Annotated in this window: 12 protein-coding genes; 2 read left to right on the forward strand and 10 right to left on the reverse strand. The window is 39.8% G+C overall.

Going from position 1 to position 17,163, the window contains the following annotated elements; all coding sequences use genetic code 11:
- Window positions 1–38: 38 nt before the first annotated feature.
- Window positions 39–4,037 (reverse strand): delta-poly-L-ornithine synthetase PosA, encoded by a 3,999-nt coding sequence (gene posA, locus AC0JIQ_RS13930; protein ID WP_474201983.1) that lies wholly within the window; start codon window positions 4,035–4,037, stop codon window positions 39–41.
- Window positions 4,038–4,419: 382 nt separating this feature from the next.
- Complete coding sequence (locus AC0JIQ_RS13935; RefSeq protein ID WP_474201984.1) at window positions 4,420–4,983, reverse strand: phosphatase PAP2 family protein; 564 nt, start codon at window positions 4,981–4,983, stop codon at window positions 4,420–4,422.
- Window positions 4,984–5,486: 503 nt separating this feature from the next.
- Between AC0JIQ_RS13935 and dusA the strand changes: the two genes are divergently transcribed.
- Window positions 5,487–6,491: a tRNA dihydrouridine(20/20a) synthase DusA gene (dusA, locus tag AC0JIQ_RS13940; protein WP_474201985.1), complete on the forward strand. Its 1,005-nt coding sequence runs from the start codon at window positions 5,487–5,489 to the stop codon at window positions 6,489–6,491.
- A 9-nt stretch (window positions 6,492–6,500) separates the two neighbouring features.
- On the opposite strand, the gene AC0JIQ_RS13945 is transcribed toward dusA, so the two are convergent.
- Window positions 6,501–6,932, reverse strand: a complete 432-nt coding sequence (locus AC0JIQ_RS13945) for a GNAT family N-acetyltransferase (protein WP_474201986.1) — start codon at window positions 6,930–6,932, stop codon at window positions 6,501–6,503.
- 336 nt (window positions 6,933–7,268) lie between these two features.
- Here AC0JIQ_RS13945 and AC0JIQ_RS13950 point away from each other — a divergent pair, with 336 nt between their 5' ends.
- Window positions 7,269–7,751 carry a hypothetical protein gene (locus tag AC0JIQ_RS13950; RefSeq protein WP_004658972.1) on the forward strand — a complete coding sequence of 161 codons (483 nt, stop codon included), beginning with the start codon at window positions 7,269–7,271 and terminating at the stop codon, window positions 7,749–7,751.
- Between the two features lie 30 nt (window positions 7,752–7,781).
- On the opposite strand, the gene AC0JIQ_RS13955 is transcribed toward AC0JIQ_RS13950, so the two are convergent.
- From AC0JIQ_RS13955 to AC0JIQ_RS13985, 7 genes are all read right to left on the reverse strand, one after another.
- The gene (locus tag AC0JIQ_RS13955) at window positions 7,782–8,552 is read right to left on the reverse strand and encodes a tRNA threonylcarbamoyladenosine dehydratase (RefSeq protein WP_474201987.1); all 771 of its coding nucleotides are present in this window, start codon (window positions 8,550–8,552) and stop codon (window positions 7,782–7,784) included.
- A gap of 61 nt (window positions 8,553–8,613) precedes the next feature.
- The gene (locus AC0JIQ_RS13960; protein WP_474201988.1) at window positions 8,614–9,801 is read right to left on the reverse strand and encodes an MFS transporter; all 1,188 of its coding nucleotides are present in this window, start codon (window positions 9,799–9,801) and stop codon (window positions 8,614–8,616) included.
- Between the two features lie 109 nt (window positions 9,802–9,910).
- On the reverse strand, window positions 9,911–12,667 hold the full coding sequence (gene acnA, locus AC0JIQ_RS13965) for an aconitate hydratase AcnA (RefSeq protein ID WP_474201989.1): 2,757 nt from the start codon (window positions 12,665–12,667) through the stop codon (window positions 9,911–9,913).
- Window positions 12,668–12,793: 126 nt separating this feature from the next.
- The gene (locus AC0JIQ_RS13970; RefSeq protein ID WP_474201990.1) at window positions 12,794–13,609 is read right to left on the reverse strand and encodes a TatD family hydrolase; all 816 of its coding nucleotides are present in this window, start codon (window positions 13,607–13,609) and stop codon (window positions 12,794–12,796) included.
- Window positions 13,609–14,523, reverse strand: coding sequence for an RsiV family protein (locus AC0JIQ_RS13975; RefSeq protein WP_474201991.1), 915 nt, complete (start codon window positions 14,521–14,523; stop codon window positions 13,609–13,611). Before AC0JIQ_RS13975 ends, AC0JIQ_RS13970 begins: the two co-directional genes overlap by 1 nt.
- Window positions 14,524–14,631: 108 nt before the next feature.
- The gene (locus AC0JIQ_RS13980) at window positions 14,632–15,459 is read right to left on the reverse strand and encodes a hypothetical protein (RefSeq protein ID WP_474201992.1); all 828 of its coding nucleotides are present in this window, start codon (window positions 15,457–15,459) and stop codon (window positions 14,632–14,634) included.
- Between the two features lie 67 nt (window positions 15,460–15,526).
- The gene (locus AC0JIQ_RS13985; RefSeq protein ID WP_474201993.1) at window positions 15,527–17,119 is read right to left on the reverse strand and encodes a peptide chain release factor 3; all 1,593 of its coding nucleotides are present in this window, start codon (window positions 17,117–17,119) and stop codon (window positions 15,527–15,529) included.
- Between the last annotated feature and the right edge of the window lie 44 nt (window positions 17,120–17,163).

Genomic DNA, 17,163 nt, shown 5'->3' on the forward strand with positions numbered 1-17,163 from the left:
ATTAATTTCATGTATTCGAATATTCTAAGTCACAGAGCTTATTTATGTTTCCAAGGTACTGCTGGTGAGCCAATCCATGCCGATTTGGCAGGAATATTTTCACCTTTCATCACTAAAGTTAATGGTCCTAACACAGCATGATGACTGACATTGGCATTATATAAAATGATACTTCTCGCATTCACGACCACATCACTTCCAACATTTACTTGACCAATCTTCATAATACGATCTTCAAATAAATGTGTCTGTGGACCTGAAAAACTATTAAATTCAGCGCGATCTCCAATATCAACACAGTCGAACTCTGTAATATCCGCAGTATCCATATAAACGTCTTTCCCTATTCGAACCCCCAAAATACGCAAGAAGAATGGCAGCATTGGTGTTCCTCTTAAATAATTTAGGAAATTTGGAATCGCGACTGATTCATATAAACTTGTGATTCCTTCACTTAACCAAACAAACATGGTCCACATTGGCGCTGAACGAGGTTGGTAGCGTCCAATTAAAATCCACTTCAATAAAGCCACGATGATAAAGCAACCCACACCATACAATAATCCTGCGAGAGTTAAGGCCAACAATCCCATTGGAATCGTATAGTTATTAATGACATCTATCACTTCTAGCACAATCATATACCCCACACCAATCGCAAGCGCTGCGGGTAATACAATCCGTAGACCCTCAATAAAAGCACGCATGAAACGGCGTTTGAGACTCGGTTTAAAAGTAAGATGATCTGGGTATTTCTCTGCGGCTTCTCGTGCTGGGAGAAGTAACGCTGGAGAACCAAACCAAGTTTGTCCTGAATACATTTCTCGATTATCTGGCGTTTTAGACTGCACACCAATTAAAATATTATCAGGTAATACCGTACCATCTGCGATATAAGCACTGTTCCCAACAAAACTACGATGACCAATTTTTGTTGATTTTAATGACATCCAACCGCCTTTGATCTCCTCATCACCCAACATCACTGCATCAGCAATAAAACTTTCTTCACCCAAGGTAAGCATTTCAGGAATAACGCCTGTTGCGGTTGATATTTCAGTATTTTTACCGACCTTTGCGCCTAACATACGAAACCAAGTTGGTGCATAAATTGTTGCAAATAGACCATGTAACGTTTGTAAGCTAGTTTCTAAAATTTGGGCTGCGAACCACTTTCGATAATACGTTGCACCGTGAATCGCATAAGTACCCACCTCTAAACGAGGTAATACTATTTTACGTAAAGCTGAAGAAATCAAGGCGGTAATGATCATCATCATCGCACTCGCAGGAATGGCCAATAGGAAATAATAAAGCGCTGTTTGAATATGGTTATTCGGGTCAATATTGAAAACATTCACATCTAACCAATCAACCAATAAAAAACTCGGAAAGATTGGAATAAAGAAAATACAAGCAATAATTAATGCACTCACTCCATAGTAAACATACTCTGAAACTTTACGTAGTAAAGACAGTTTTGGTCGCGTTGCCAATTGTTCTAACTGATCCACATGACCAATCTTCTTCGCAGGCGTGCCATCCCAAATTTCACCAGCAGGCACAGTCGTATCATATTCTATCGCAGTCAAAGCATTCACATGAGCTGTTTCTTCTAATACTGTATTTTCTTCTAATACCGCATAAGAACCCACATAACTATCACGTTTCAAATGAATTGAACCCAAGACCAAATGCCCATGTTCAACTTTAGCATTCTCTAAATTCACTTGAGAACCAAGACTGACACCATCTTCAATCGTCAATAAGGATGGCATACGAATATTCACTGAACTAATGGAAACATCATGTCCAATTTTCGCCCCAAGTGCTTTGAGATATAAATTCAGTAAAGTTGAACCTGATAAGAGATAAACAGGTGAAATACTACTAATCCGATCTGCCAACCACCAACGGAAATAAGTCATTCCCCATAAAGGATAACGCCCCGCACCCACACCAACCATTAGCGCACGTTTAACCGTGATAGAAAGGGCAAAACTAGCAATAATGACACTGCCATAAACCAATAAAGAAAGCAAAATTGCAGAAGGAATACTGTCTCGTGCGCCACCAGTAAAATAATGATAGGTAAAGAATGGAGCGAGCCATTGCATGATGTTAATTGAAATTAACACTGGAATTGTGACTACCTGTGCAATACCGCAGAGCCACTTATAGGTTTGATTCCTTGGATTGTCTTGACCAATTTGGCTATCAAATATTGATGGTTCCAGTTGCTCAAGCATCAAAGCTGCAATTGCTCCCACTCTCCGTGCTTGGTATAAACTTTGAATCGTGAGGTGACTATATTCAGAATATTCACGTAAATTTGAAATTAAAACTGCAGCTAATAAAGAGTGTCCACCCAAATCATCAAAGAAATCGGCATCCAATTTAATCGGAATATTCGGAAACAGTCGATTTAAGATTTCAAATAAAATTTCTTCAGCTTCATTTTGAGGTTGATCTGATTCACTCCGATCGACCACACTCGTTAAAGGTCTTGCTTTTAGTGCTTTTCGATCAATTTTCCCAGAAAGTAGTCTCGGTACTTCTTCAATAATTTCAAAACGATTAGGTACCATGTATGGCGGTAACCGCTGACCAAGATGATGTCGAAGCTGTTTAATTTCTATGGATTGTTTTGCATCAATTTCTGCGGCTATAAAGGCGATCAACTGATCAATACCATCTTCATTACGTAAAATGACAGCAGCTGTGCCAATACCATCGAGATCACATAATGCAGCTTCGATTTCGCCAAGTTCTACGCGGAAACCACGAATTTTTACTTGATCATCCGCACGTCCTAAACAATGCACTTGACCAAATTCATCGATTTTAGCTAAGTCACCCGTCCGATATAAACTTTCTTCATCAGGACTCGTTGCCCATGGATTCTGAATAAACTTATCCGCGGTTAAATCTGGGCGACCTAAATAACCTTGTGCCACGCTTGGCCCAAAGATACACAATTCTCCCGTTTCCCCTTGTGCCAATAGCTCTCGATCAGTATTAATCACCAACATACCGTAGTTAGGTAATGGTTTGCCAATCGTGACAGGCTTACCTTGCTGTAATAACTCAAGACTCGCAGAGACTGTAGTTTCCGTCGGTCCGTAGGTATTAAACATTTGATGGTGTGGCAATGCCCAACGCTCAACCAATGAGTCTGGACACATTTCCCCTCCTAAATTGATGATGCGTAAATTAGCAACATCTTCAGGGAACAAAGCGAGCAAAGTTGGTACAGCATGCAAAACACTAATTTGCTCTTGTTGCAAGGTTTTACATAATCGTTCTGGATCACTGACCAAAGATTTTGGTGCAATCCATAAAGTTGCTCCAACCAAATAAGACAACCAGATTTCCTCGAAAGACATATCAAATGCAACTGAGAAGCCTTGATAAACTTTGTCTTGTTCTTGGATACCTAAAATACTGTTTTCACTGCGCAGAAAATGACAAATATTCTTCTGAGTAATGACAATACCTTTGGGTTTTCCTGTTGAGCCTGAAGTATAAATAATATAAGCAGGTTGCTCAGGAGTCGATTTTGCCAATTCGACAGTTTCATGTAGCATTTTTTGTAGTTCAGTATTGGTCCATTTACTTTGTGGTACTTCCAACACATGCTCATACCACTCATCAGTGGTAATCATTCCTACAGCCGCTGCATCTTCAAGACAAACTGCGATTCGATCTGCGGGGGTATCCATATCAAATGGTAGCCAAGCAGCACCACTTAAGCAGATTGCTAATTGAGACTTTAATAATTCAATACCACGTGGCAACCACAATCCAACGATGTCGCCAGCTTTAACGCCTTTGAGGGTTAAATGTTTGGCCATAAGTTGAGCTTGCTGATATAACTCACCATAGCTAATCGTTTGATCTGCTTCAATTAAAGCTATTTTTTCTGGTAGGCGTTGTGCTGTCTGGATAAAAATATCGGTTAAAACTTCATTCTGCAAAAACTCAGGGTGGTGTTTACCACGAATAATATTTTTTGCGTTCATCACACATTGGTTCATTTTTATACTCTCTTTAATGTTCTGATTTCGCTAGAATTTAGACCTATCTTACTTTCTGCTTACGAATCAAATTTAGTCGTTATGCTGTAAGTTAAAGAGCTGAACTTAAAAAGAGATTAAATTGAACTCATTATAAAAGTGAATATAAGTAACCAAGTGGACAAAAAGAGATTTTAAAATATGGAAATATAATTAAATCAAAATATTAAAAATGAAAAAACTGAACAAGATTTAAACAAATACTCTTCACAGAAAATAGATCATGCAATGATTTCTAAACCCACAAAATGCTATGGTAAATTTCTTATGGTTTAAACACAGTGGTTATTTAAGGAAGCGATCACAATGTATCGCTCGTTTTTCACACAAGCCATCTATCAATTTATACATCTACAGCTTGTATAGTAATCGGCTGCTTTGATTTTGAAATAAATCGTTTAATCAAAATATTGACGCTGAATACAATTACAAAAGCCACAACAAAAGAACCTAATACATCAAAAGGAAAATGAACTCCCATATAAATCCTTGACCATCCTACAATCAAACTTACAAATAATCCGAGAACACCAATTTGACGATAATCAGACATCAGAAATGAAAATGCGATAATTGCAACTGTGAGTGTATGTTGGCTAGGCATAGACGAACTGGAACTGTGGTGAATCAAGGTGTGTCCTAATCCAAGATCGAAAGGTCTAGGATGACGATAAAATGCGTGTAATAACTTCACAACAAATGAAGATATAACGACCATCACCACAGTTTTAAAATAATGAAATTGATATTTTTTATCCTTAAATAGCAATAAAATCGTTAGAAAAATCAGAAAAACCCCTATCAGATTATATGATGAGAACATAGCAACTTTCGTAAAAAATGAGTTTCCTGTAGCACCAGAATTAATCCAGTTAAATATACGAATATTGATCTCTTCAATAGACATTGCCTATCAATCCATAAGGGCTTTATGCGAGATAGACTAAGAATACGAACTTAAACCAAAATTAACTCTTATTAAATAGATGAAAATAGAAGCTACGCCCACTGTAGACACAATTAACAGAATTAAAGACTTTCCAATGAGTTAATACCTGAACGCTGCTAAATAGCATTTAAAGAAAACCTCAACGGGTGTGCAGCATCAATACCGTCCGAAATGTATAGATTTAATATTTGTGGTAGTATTGCGCGCAATTGGAAATCTCTTAATCAAGCTAGAAGAGTTTCGTTCTTTGATGCTCACTCTCAATGTATCCAAATATTTAGTCATAGCGTCTGTTCGATCAGATCAATCGGTTGCGCTTTGCATAAAAATGTTTGGACATACATCAGTGATGAATTCTTACTTTAAGTTTATTTCCCACTATTTGTCATAAATAGTCTATTTTCTAATCCGCTCAATCATTTTATTAGGTTGTTTAACACTGAATAAAGGCATGATTTTTTATGAATATTGAAAAAACTCAGACACCACGAATCAGTGTTGCACCAATGATGGATTGGACCACAAAAGACTATCGTTTCTTTGCCCGTTTATTTAATCCCAATGTCGTGCTGTATACCGAGATGGTCACTACAGGCGCGATTATTTATGGTGGTGCTAATCGCCATCTCGATTTCAATGAGCAAGAGCATCCGATTGTGCTACAACTTGGCGGCTCAAATCCACAAGAGCTTGCTACCTGCACCAAAATGGCCGAAGACTGGGGTTATAACGAAGTTAATCTGAATGTCGGCTGTCCAAGTGATCGCGTGCAAAACAATAAAATTGGGGCTTGCTTAATGGCTGAACCCAATTTAGTTGCAGAATGTATTCATAGTATGCAAAAAGCAGTCTCGATTCCTGTAACTGTAAAACATCGTATCGGGATTGATGACATGCAATCTTACGAAGAAATGCTGCATTTTGTTGATACGGTGGCATCAACAGGCTGCACACATTTTATTGTACATGCACGTATTGCGATCTTGCAGGGCTTATCGCCGAAAGAGAATCGCGAAGTTCCACCATTACGCTATGAAGATGTCTATCGTTTAAAGCAAGAACGCCCACATCTAACCATTGAGATTAATGGCGGTATCAAGACCTTTGAAGAAACACAACAACATTTACAGCATGTTGATGGAGTCATGATTGGTCGTGAAGCATATCATAATCCGTACTTATTGGCGGAGATGGGTGAACTTTGGAATTTGGAAGCACCTAATCGTTTTGAGATCATGCAGCACATGATGCCTTATATTCATCAACGCGTTGCTGAAGGTGCTCCACTTTCGATTATCACTCGCCATATTCTAGGTTTATTTCAAAATCTACCAGGTGCACGTAAATGGCGTCAGGCCCTCAGTGGTGGAAATGCCAAAACGATTGCTGATATTGAAAATGCAATCATCAATATCCAAACAGCGATGCAACGTACTGAAGATTACGTTCGAGAACATCAAAGTTAATTTGATGTTCTACGCATAACTTTTGCACATCGGAATATAGCGTAATCCGCCATTTTTAATCACTGTTGAAGTGACTGTAAATCCGAAATTTTCATAAACGGGCTGCGCATAACAACTAGAATTCACAGTGATTTGCGAATATTGCTGAGAAAGTTTATCTTCCAAAAACATCCAAAGCTGACGACCTATTCCTTGCTGTTGTGAATCCTGCTTAACAAAAAAATGAATCAAATGAGAAGGTTGTTTATAAGCAATCACACCAATAATGGATAAATCTTTCTCGAAAACAAAATATTCAATGCTTTGCATTTCAAGTAATTTCTCAATCATATCCTGACTAAATTTTGCTTCACCCTCTACATTCAGTGCAAAATCTTTTATATATGGCTGAATTAATTCTACTATTTGCTTGATATCTGTTGCTTGTGCTGGACGTATCACTTGTTATTCTTTCAATTTTTCACTTTAATAAACAATATTTTATTGTTTTGTAAATCACAAAGCTTTGTTTCTTTGAATCAGCGCTTGCGTATATTTTTTAATCAAAAAAGAAATATAATCTTACAAATCATTTTATTCAAACTAATTAACAACTAAATTCATGATAATAAAAAAGATTCTTTATGTGATTTTTACGCTAAGTTCCTCACAACACCCTCAAAAAGTTACGTTATTACATTACAAATAAGTTTTTTTAAGATTTATCGCTTAATATCTGCGAGCCACGGAATTTGGCGACCGCTTCAAAGTTGTTTTAGGATTGGTTGAGATTGAACTATGATTTATGATGCACCCTCATTAGATTCGATGATGCATGCACAGACTCAAAATGCAGTCATTATGCTCAGAGAAACTCCCGCAGATATTACACCGCCATACGCATTATCCAAGAATTCGCAGCAAATTAACTTACAGAAGTTTTCAGATAAACTTTCTCGTGTTTCCTCATTTCATAGTTCAGCAAAGTGTGCCAAATCAATTCGTATCGCATTACAAACAGCGGGCGCAAAAATTGCACAACATCCTATAGCAGCCTCAGATTGGGGTGGAACGCTACAAAAAATTGGCTATAAGCAAATTGACCCTGCTTTTGATAACCCAATGCCAGGTGATATTTATATTATTCATCGCACCAAAAAACATGTGTATGGTCATATTGCCGGTTTTACAGGCTCACAATGGGTTTCTGATTTTAAGCAGACTAGCTATGACGTTTATAAAGACAAAAACGTCACTTATACTTATTACCGTCTTGGTTAATAAAAGACTGAATCAAAGCCTAAACGAACATTATGTTTTAGGCTTTTTAGCATCTAATTTTTTCAGGACTTCAGCCACCGCCACCATGGCAAAGCTTGAAGTCACCACCACCGCAGAACCATAGCCGCCACAACGTAAACCTGCACTTGGACAAACATCTGCACTGGAAAATGGATTATCAATCGAATACACGCAAGTGATTCCGAATTTCTCTTTTGGTTTTTTACAAATCCCTTTTGAACGCAGTTGCGTGCGTAACTTTGCCAACATTGGGTCTTGTTCAGTCTTGGACAAATCTGCCACGCGAATTTTCAGTGGATCAAGTTTACCACCCGCTCCTCCCGAAACAATCAACGGGATTTTGTTAAAACGACAATGTAACATCAAGGCAAGTTTGGCTTTGACGTCATCAATACAATCCAAAACAATGTTTGGCACTGGGTTTAGAATCTCTTTGACATTTTCAGGCGTCAGATAATCATCAATCACATTCACTTTCATGCGTGGATTGATCTGGCGACAACGCTCCGCCATCACTTCAATTTTTTCTTGTCCGAGTGTTGAGCTCATCGCAGGCAATTGACGGTTAATATTTGATGCTGCGACCACATCCATATCGACCAAAGTTAATTCACCAATCCCTGTACGTGCCAGTGCCTCAACCGCCCAACTGCCAACACCACCAATCCCAATCACCATGACATGACTGTGTTCATAATGCGAAAAGGCATTTTCTCCATAAATTTTGGCAACACCAGCAAAACGGCGTTCATATTCATCATTTACAGGAACATCGGTCATCACAGTCGTGGTCTATCTTTTTAATCAAAGCACTATTTTAGCGTGTTTAACTGGTTTTAGGTTAGCCCCGTGAAACTTTAGGGGATGATTGATCTCGACGAATTAAAATAACCAACAGGATAAAAACCATCAGGCTCATGCATAAAGCCAATAGGTTTGCATTGATCCATCCAACGCTACTCAAAATCGGTGCAGGTAAAAATGCTCCCAAAGTCGCAAACAAAGCAATTCCTGTTTCATTGATGCCTTGGACACGATGCTTTTGCTGTTCGTTAAGACCTGCTAACAAGGTTGATGCACCTGAATAAGCAAAATTCCAACCCACGCCTAGGACGATCAAGGCAACATTAATATAGATACCGACCTGTCCAAACATTGGAATTAAAGACGACAACATCAACAAAGCAAAACCAACATAAATCGTGGTATGCGTTCCCCATCGTTGAATCAGTTTCGACACAAAGAAGGATGGGATAAACATTGCCAGCACATGTAACTGAATCGAGATCGAAGCATAATGAAATGAGTGATGTTCCTTGAGATGCAGGGAGGACATAATCATCATGACATTCATAATATAGTAGGCAAATGCTCCGCTGATCACCGCAGCAATAATCAAAGTACTTGGCAGTTTGCTACGCTGGGTTGGTTCAATTAGCACCTGCTGTATCTGCTGGCGTTGAAATTTTTTGTTCCATAGATACAAAGTCGGAGAGAGCAACAAGGCCAAGACACTAAAGATGAAATAGATCGCAGTGAAATCAGGTAAGCCTGCTACCTGCTGAAATTGAATTGCCAATATGGGCGCAATAATTGCTGCAATCACACCGCCCGAAATGACCATCGCGGTGGCTTTCGGAATTAAATCTGTTGCTAGCCGATCAGAAGCAGCAAAGCGGTAAAAATTAGCCGTGGAGATAAATAAACCGAGAGCAAAATGGCTCAGGCATAATAAATAAAACTGTTCATGCTGTAATGCCAGATAGCCCAGAACACCCGCGAAGAAAAGACAGATACAACCAAACTGGAAAACCAAATGCCGCCCTAACTTTTTCATCAAGAATGAAAAAATAAAAGTCGTCAGTAGCATTGCTAAAAATTGCAAGCCATAAGGCACTGTGGCGAGTGCCTGAGTCGGCGCCAGTTTTAACCCCACAATTGCTGAAACTGTTACTGATAAGACGGCAGCAATTAAGTTAAAGGCCTGAGCCACCAACAGATAATAAACATAGCGGGGTAACTGATTCAAAGCCTTTATCCAATTTAATCGAGCCTGACTACCTTAACGCTGAATGCTTGAAATTCAAACAAAAAAAGATGAAAGACCAGCTTTCATCTTTTTTTCAGAAGGTGTCTCGTTATGCAGCAATCAGATTGCGTAGTACATAATGCAAAATACCGCCTGCTTTAAAGTATTCCACCTCATTCAAGGTATCGATCCGGCACAACACTTTAAACTGGTCTTGACTGCCATCTTCTCGTACAACCTGAATATCCAACGTCTGGTGTGGCTGAATATCATCGGATAGGCCATAAATCGACAGTACTTCTCGGCCGGTCAGCTTTAAAGATTGACGGGTTTGACCATCCACAAACTGCAAAGCCAATACCCCCATACCGACCAAATTAGAGCGGTGAATCCGTTCAAAACTTTCAGCAATGACCGCTTTAACGCCTAAGAGATTAGTCCCTTTTGCAGCCCAATCTCGTGACGAACCCGTTCCATACTCCTTACCAGCAATAATCACCAACGGTGTTTTCTGTTGCTGGTACAACATGGATGCATCATAGATCGCCAGCTTTTCACCCGTTGGAATAAAGATGGTATTGCCACCTTCTTCACCACCCAGCATTTCATTCTTGATCCAGATATTGGCAAAAGTCCCACGCATCATCACTTCATGGTTACCACGTCGAGAACCATAAGAGTTGAAATCTTTCGGTTCAACTCCCTGCTGCTGTAAATAACGTCCTGCTGGGCTGTCTTTTTTGATATTCCCTGCTGGAGAGATATGATCGGTGGTGACTGAGTCACCCAATACCGCCAAGATGCGTGCCTGTTCAATATTGCGAATGGCTTTCGGAGGCTGATTAATTTCCTCAAAAAATGGTGGATGGCGAATATAAGTCGAATTATCTTGCCACGCATAAGTTTGGCTTTGTGGAATCTGAATCGCCTGCCAAGTTGCATCACCATCAAATACTGCTGCATATTCTTTATGGAACATGTCGGTATTCACTTTTTGCAGTACTTGATCAATTTCAAACTGACTTGGCCAAATGTCTTTCAAATAAACATCTTGACCATCTTTGCCTTGTCCAATTGGTTGCATGGTTAAATCAGTACGGATATTCCCCGCTAAACCATAAGCCACGACCAAAGGTGGAGACGCCAACCAGTTGGTTTTTACCAATGGATGAACACGTCCCTCAAAGTTACGGTTACCTGAAAGCACCGAAGCAACATTTAAATCATGGCACTGAATTGCTTCTTCAATCGGTTCAGGTAAAGGCCCAGAGTTACCGATACAGGTGGTACAACCATAACCTACCAAGTTATAGCCCAACTCATCCAAGTACGGCGTTAAACCTGCCGCAGCCAGATAATCGGTCACCACTTTAGAACCCGGTGCCAATGAACTTTTCACCCATGGTTTGCGTTGCAGACCTTTTTCAATTGCTTTTTTAGCCAATAGTCCCGCAGCTAACATCACACTTGGATTGGAAGTGTTGGTACATGAGGTGATTGCTGAAATCACCACATCACCATCCTTCAATGGATACGATTTTCCATCAATGGTACAAGCAGGTTCTTCATGCGCTAAATTCGCTTTCTTGGCTTCAACAGCCGTACCGCCACCGCCTTCATTCTCTAAACGTTCTTTGGCTTCTTTCGCAGGTTTTAAATTCAGCTCCATCAATGCATTAAATGTTTTCGGAACATCGCCCAACAAAACCCGATCTTGTGGACGTTTTGGCCCAGCCAGACTGGCTTGTACGGTACTCATATCCAGACTCAAGGTGTCGGTAAATACAGGTTCATCGCCTGCATGACGCCACAATCCTTGTTTTTTACTATAGGCTTCGACTAAATCTATACGTTCTTGTTTGCGACCAGTTAGGGCTAAATACCCCAATGTCACATCATCAATCGGGAAGAAACCACAGGTTGCCCCATATTCAGGTGCCATATTGGCAATGGTCGCACGGTCAGCCAATGGTAAATCAGCCAAACCATCGCCATAAAATTCAACGAATTTACCCACTACGCCTTTTTGACGCAGCATCTGGGTAATGGTCAGAACCAAATCGGTCGCAGTAATCCCTTCATTCAATTTACCTGTGAGTTTGAATCCGATCACTTCTGGAATCAACATGGATACAGGCTGCCCGAGCATGGCTGCTTCGGCTTCAATACCACCCACACCCCAACCAAGTACACCAAGGCCATTGATCATGGTGGTATGTGAATCTGTACCCACCAAGGTATCTGGAAAAGCAAAAATCTGACCTTCATCATCACCTAACCAGACCGCTTGCGCTAAGTATTCTAAATTGACTTGGTGGCAAATACCTGTACCGGGTGGCACTACACTAAAATTATTAAATGCAGATTGTCCCCAACGCAGGAATTGATAACGCTCACCATTGCGCTGCATTTCAATTTCAACATTCTCGGCAAAAGCATTTTCATCAGCAAAATGATCAACCATCACCGAATGGTCAATGACCAGATCAACGGGTGACAAAGGATTGATCAGGTTAGGATCACCGCCTGCTTGAGACATTGCAGCACGCATCGCAGCCAGATCGACCACTGCTGGAACACCAGTGAAATCCTGCATTAACACCCGTGCAGGTCGATATTGAATTTCTTGATCTGAGCGTTTACTTTTCTGCCAATCGACCAAGGCCTGAATATGCTCCACTTTTACACTTTTTTGATCTTCGAAACGGAGTAAATTTTCTAGCAAAACCTTTAAAGACTTTGGCAATTTCTCAATATTGCCAAGTGTTTCAGCTGCTCGCGCTAAACTATAGATTTGATAGGATGTCGAACCGACGGTGAGTGTTTGTAATGCATTGAAACTATTGATTTTGCTATATCTGGCCATAAGGTTACCCTCCCAGTATTGGCTGATTTGTTTATTATCAAATTGTTCTTTTAATGTACCCCTGTTTAGAAAAGCATGTGTTCCCTTTTAGTATCTTATTTTTAACGAGATTATTTGCTTATTCTCTTAAAATTTAAGTCGCAACGCAGCCAATGAGTTTTGCCATACTTGTGCAGCCAGCTGCAACTCAGGCAGGCCAAGGGTCTGAGCCAAACTTTCTAGAACATAAGGTAAATTGACTGGGGTATTACGAGTGCGATGCTCGCTCGAAGTTTGGCAACACAATGGTGTCATATCTGGACAGTCAGTTTCGATCACCAAGTTTTCACTGCCTATCGCTTGTACCACTTGATGCAGTTTTTTAGCATTTGGATTGGTGATTTGTCCTGTCACCCCAATTTTAAAGCCCAGTTTAACCAAAGCTTTGGCTTCTTCGACTCCACCACTAAACGCATGAGCAATGCCACCCAATTTGAATTTTTGTGTTTTTAAAATGGCAATGGTTTCTGCATGTGCCTTACGGATATGTAATAACACCGGCTTTTGATACTGTGTTGCCAATGCCAATTGCTCAATAAAATAATGTTGTTGCTTGGCAAACAGTTCGGGCTGTTTATGCTGTTTTAAAAAAGTATCTAAACCAATTTCACCTACAGCCACACAGTCATGCTGCTGTAAGACTTGCTCAAGTCGCTGTAAATGTTCTGGCTGATGTTGTTCGATATAAAAAGGATGTAAGCCAGGTGCCAGATAAGAAGTCGGCACCTTGTCCCAAGCGTGTAATTGTTGATGGGTGTGGATCAGTTCATCGAATCGTGATTCAACAAAACCGATTAACACCAAAGCATCGACCCCAACCTGTTTTGCTTGTTCAGCCAGATGTTGCCGATCATGATCAAAATCGGCAACATCAAAATGAGTATGGGTATCGAACAGTTGCATTAACTTTGACTTGGCGTACTTGCAACGGGGGTAGACGCTGCTGGCGTATCAATTTTTGGCAAATATTCAGGTTTTAAAACACCCTGCAATTCACTAAATGGAATCACTAACCGCGGTAAACCGACGACATAAGGACCAATCTCATATTCGCCATATTGCAGAATTAAACCCTGTTCACCCAATAAGAAATTATCGGTGACTTGGAATGGCCAAGCCTGTTCATATTCTTTCGGGTCAGTGGCAAGTTTGGCATCTACAATCCACACTTTAAAGGCTTCATGCGCCAGTTTGTCTAGAGTTGCTTTTTGCTTCGGTAATAATAGATCATGCAATTGAATCTGTTTTTGGTTCGCTAAATCAAAGTTATAGTAACGTTGTGAGGTTGAACCATGCGCTCCACCCAAATAACTGCTGCTATTCAACACTACGGTTGCCAGCTGGCCTTTCGGTTGTAAAATCTTTGGCTTAACCATCAAGCTGATCTGATGACTACTACTGAGCGCTTTCAACTCTTCATCAATTTTCACAAAAGCATTAGCATAGGCTTGTGCTTGAGTATCTAAATCTGTTTTTTGTTCAGCCGTTTTGGGTGCGGATGCTGCTGCGGTATCAGCATCAACGACATCGAGCATTTTACTCAGTTGATCGAGAATCTGTTGATCCAGTAACTGATCAATAAATGGGAAATTACTTTGTAATCGTTCAACTGTGAAATCTGGACAGGTATTGCCTTTACATTCAGGTAAATTTACCTGCAATTTCACGGTTTCACCACGCAGAATTGGCTCAGCAGTTTGCTGTACCACTGGCGGATCTGTCGGTTTATCCTGTGATTCTTTCGGTTCTGATTTCGGCTGGCAAGCAGCAAGCAAAATCGCACCTGCAAGAATGCTATATTTATAAAATGCTTTCATTTAAAACCTATCAGTATTGTTATTACACAAGATTTTTAAATGCTATCGAAGTTAAAGCAAAACCGCTATAAGCGCATGCAATTTCTATACGAAACTCAAGCAAGTAGATTAAAACATTTGCTGATAAATTTCAGGTTGTAGCATCTGTTTGCTTTGTTCGGTCGTTAAATAAATATCTAACTGCGGTGCATCTTTACTTATTTCATTGGCACGATAATGCAAGCCGATTCCTTCCCCATCGAAGAACCAATCTGCCTGCCCCCAATACAGTTTTTTAGGAACTTGTTTCTTCACTTCTGTACTTTGTTTTTCAATCCATTGTTGATAATGTGCTTGAATAATATTATTTAATTCATTTTGCTGATTTTTCTGTATCACATCGAGTACTGTTATATTTTTTTGTAACTTACGATCAGCAACGAAAAAGTAAAATCTGTCTTTAACCGCAATATCTTCTTGCTGTGTATCAACGCCAATTTGCAACAACACATACTGATTACGCTGTGAAGCAATACGTGTCGTTAAGTGCAGCTCATACGCTTTATTTTTAGAATATTTATCTTGCCATTCATCTGACTTTTTCACATAAGCATTCACGGCTTGCTGTAAGGTTAAATTCTTGTTTTGCTCAATTTGTTGTTGAATCACATTGGCCTGATTTTTTGCAATCCATGTGTTAAGCCACGCATCTTGGGTTTTGATAGTTTGAATATCGACATCAATACAGTTCTTCTTTTCACAGAACGGCAAGGCATAATCCGCTTTAGCTTCTTGCATATTGAGGTATGGCAGGACTTCGGCTTTTTCAGTATGCGTTGATACTTGATTTTTGTTTTGAGCTGTATCAGTCTCATTTTTTTTAGGATGATCACATGCCGTTAAAGCCATCATTCCAATCATTATACTGACAGCAAAAAGTGGTTTTAAAGTATTCATCTCATCATCCTTTTTTAGATCGTTCAATTAAAAACAGCCTCTAATTTAGAAGCTGTTTTTGTGCATTTTAGTGTTCTCGCGTGTTACGGAACTGAATATCTGGCCAGCGTTCTTGCATTAACTGCAAGTTTACACGGCTTGGTGCAAGATAAGTTAAGTGACCTCCACCATCAACAGAGAGTTGATCGTGTGCTTTTTTCTTAAACTCATTTAATATCTTTTCGTCATCACAATGCACCCAACGAACCGTATGCACACTGACAGGCTCATAAATACAGTCAACTTTATATTCTTCTTTCAAACGATAAGCGACCACATCAAACTGTAACACACCGACTGCACCAACAATCAAGTCATTACTAATTTGAGGCATAAATACCTGTGTTGCACCTTCTTCAGATAATTCTTTCAAACCTTTTTGTAATTGCTTAGATTTGAGCGGATCACGTAAACGAACTCGGCGGAACATTTCAGGTGCAAAGTGTGGGATACCTGTGAAATGTAATTTTTCACCACTGGTAAATGTATCGCCGATCTGAATCGTACCATGGTTATGCAAACCGATAATGTCTCCAGGCCAAGCTTCTTCCAAATGTTCACGTTCACCCGCAAGGAAGGTTAATGCATCACTAATACGTACATCTTTACCAATGCGTACATGATTCATTTTCAAGCCTTTTTCATATTTACCTGAGCAAATACGCATAAAGGCAATACGGTCACGATGTTTCGGATCCATATTGGCTTGAATTTTAAAAACAAAACCAGTGAAACCCTCTTCATTGGCATCTACTGTACGTTCTTGTGTTGGATGTGCTTTTGGTTCTGGTGCCCAATTGATAAATGCATCAAGCACATGATCTACTGCAAAGTTTCCTAAGGCAGTACCAAAAAGTACAGGCGTTTGTTTACCTTGTAAAAATAATTCACGATCAAGTGGTTCATTGGCCATTTGAACTAACTCAAGTGATTCTTCAAAAGAAGCCCAAGCTAATTCACCCACTTTATCACGAATATCGGCATGATCATAACCATCACGCACTTCAATGTCCGTAATCGTCGAGCCAAAACCTGCTTTATAAACATATAACTTGTTTTCAAGTAGGTTATAAACCCCTGCAAAGTCACGCCCCATACCTAGAGGCCATGTAATTGGGACACAGCGAATATTTAAAACATTTTCAATTTCGTCAAGCAACTCTAGAGGCTCGCGAATTTCACGATCCATTTTGTTGACAAAGGAAATGATCGGTGTGTCACGCATACGACACACTTCCATCAATTTAATCGTACGCTCCTCAACACCTTTTGCTCCATCAATCACCATTAATGCAGAGTCAACAGCAGTCAAAGTACGATAAGTATCTTCAGAAAAGTCTTCGTGACCTGGTGTATCGAGTAAGTTGATAGTGTGACTTTTAAAAGGGAATTGCATGACAGAAGTGGTAATCGAAATTCCACGCTCCTTTTCCATTTCCATCCAGTCAGATGTCGCAGCACGATCCGACTTACGACTTTTAACCATTCCAGCAACCTGAATAGCTTTGCCCCATAACAGAAGCTTTTCGGTCATCGTAGTTTTACCCGCATCGGGGTGGGAAATAATCGCAAATGTACGTCGTTGGGCAACTTGTGTCGCTAATTCGTCTTTAAAACTCATGAGAAAAATCTTCAATATGTACACAGTTACGTACACATAACTCA

It is taken from the genome of Acinetobacter sp. FB (genome assembly GCF_056033405.1).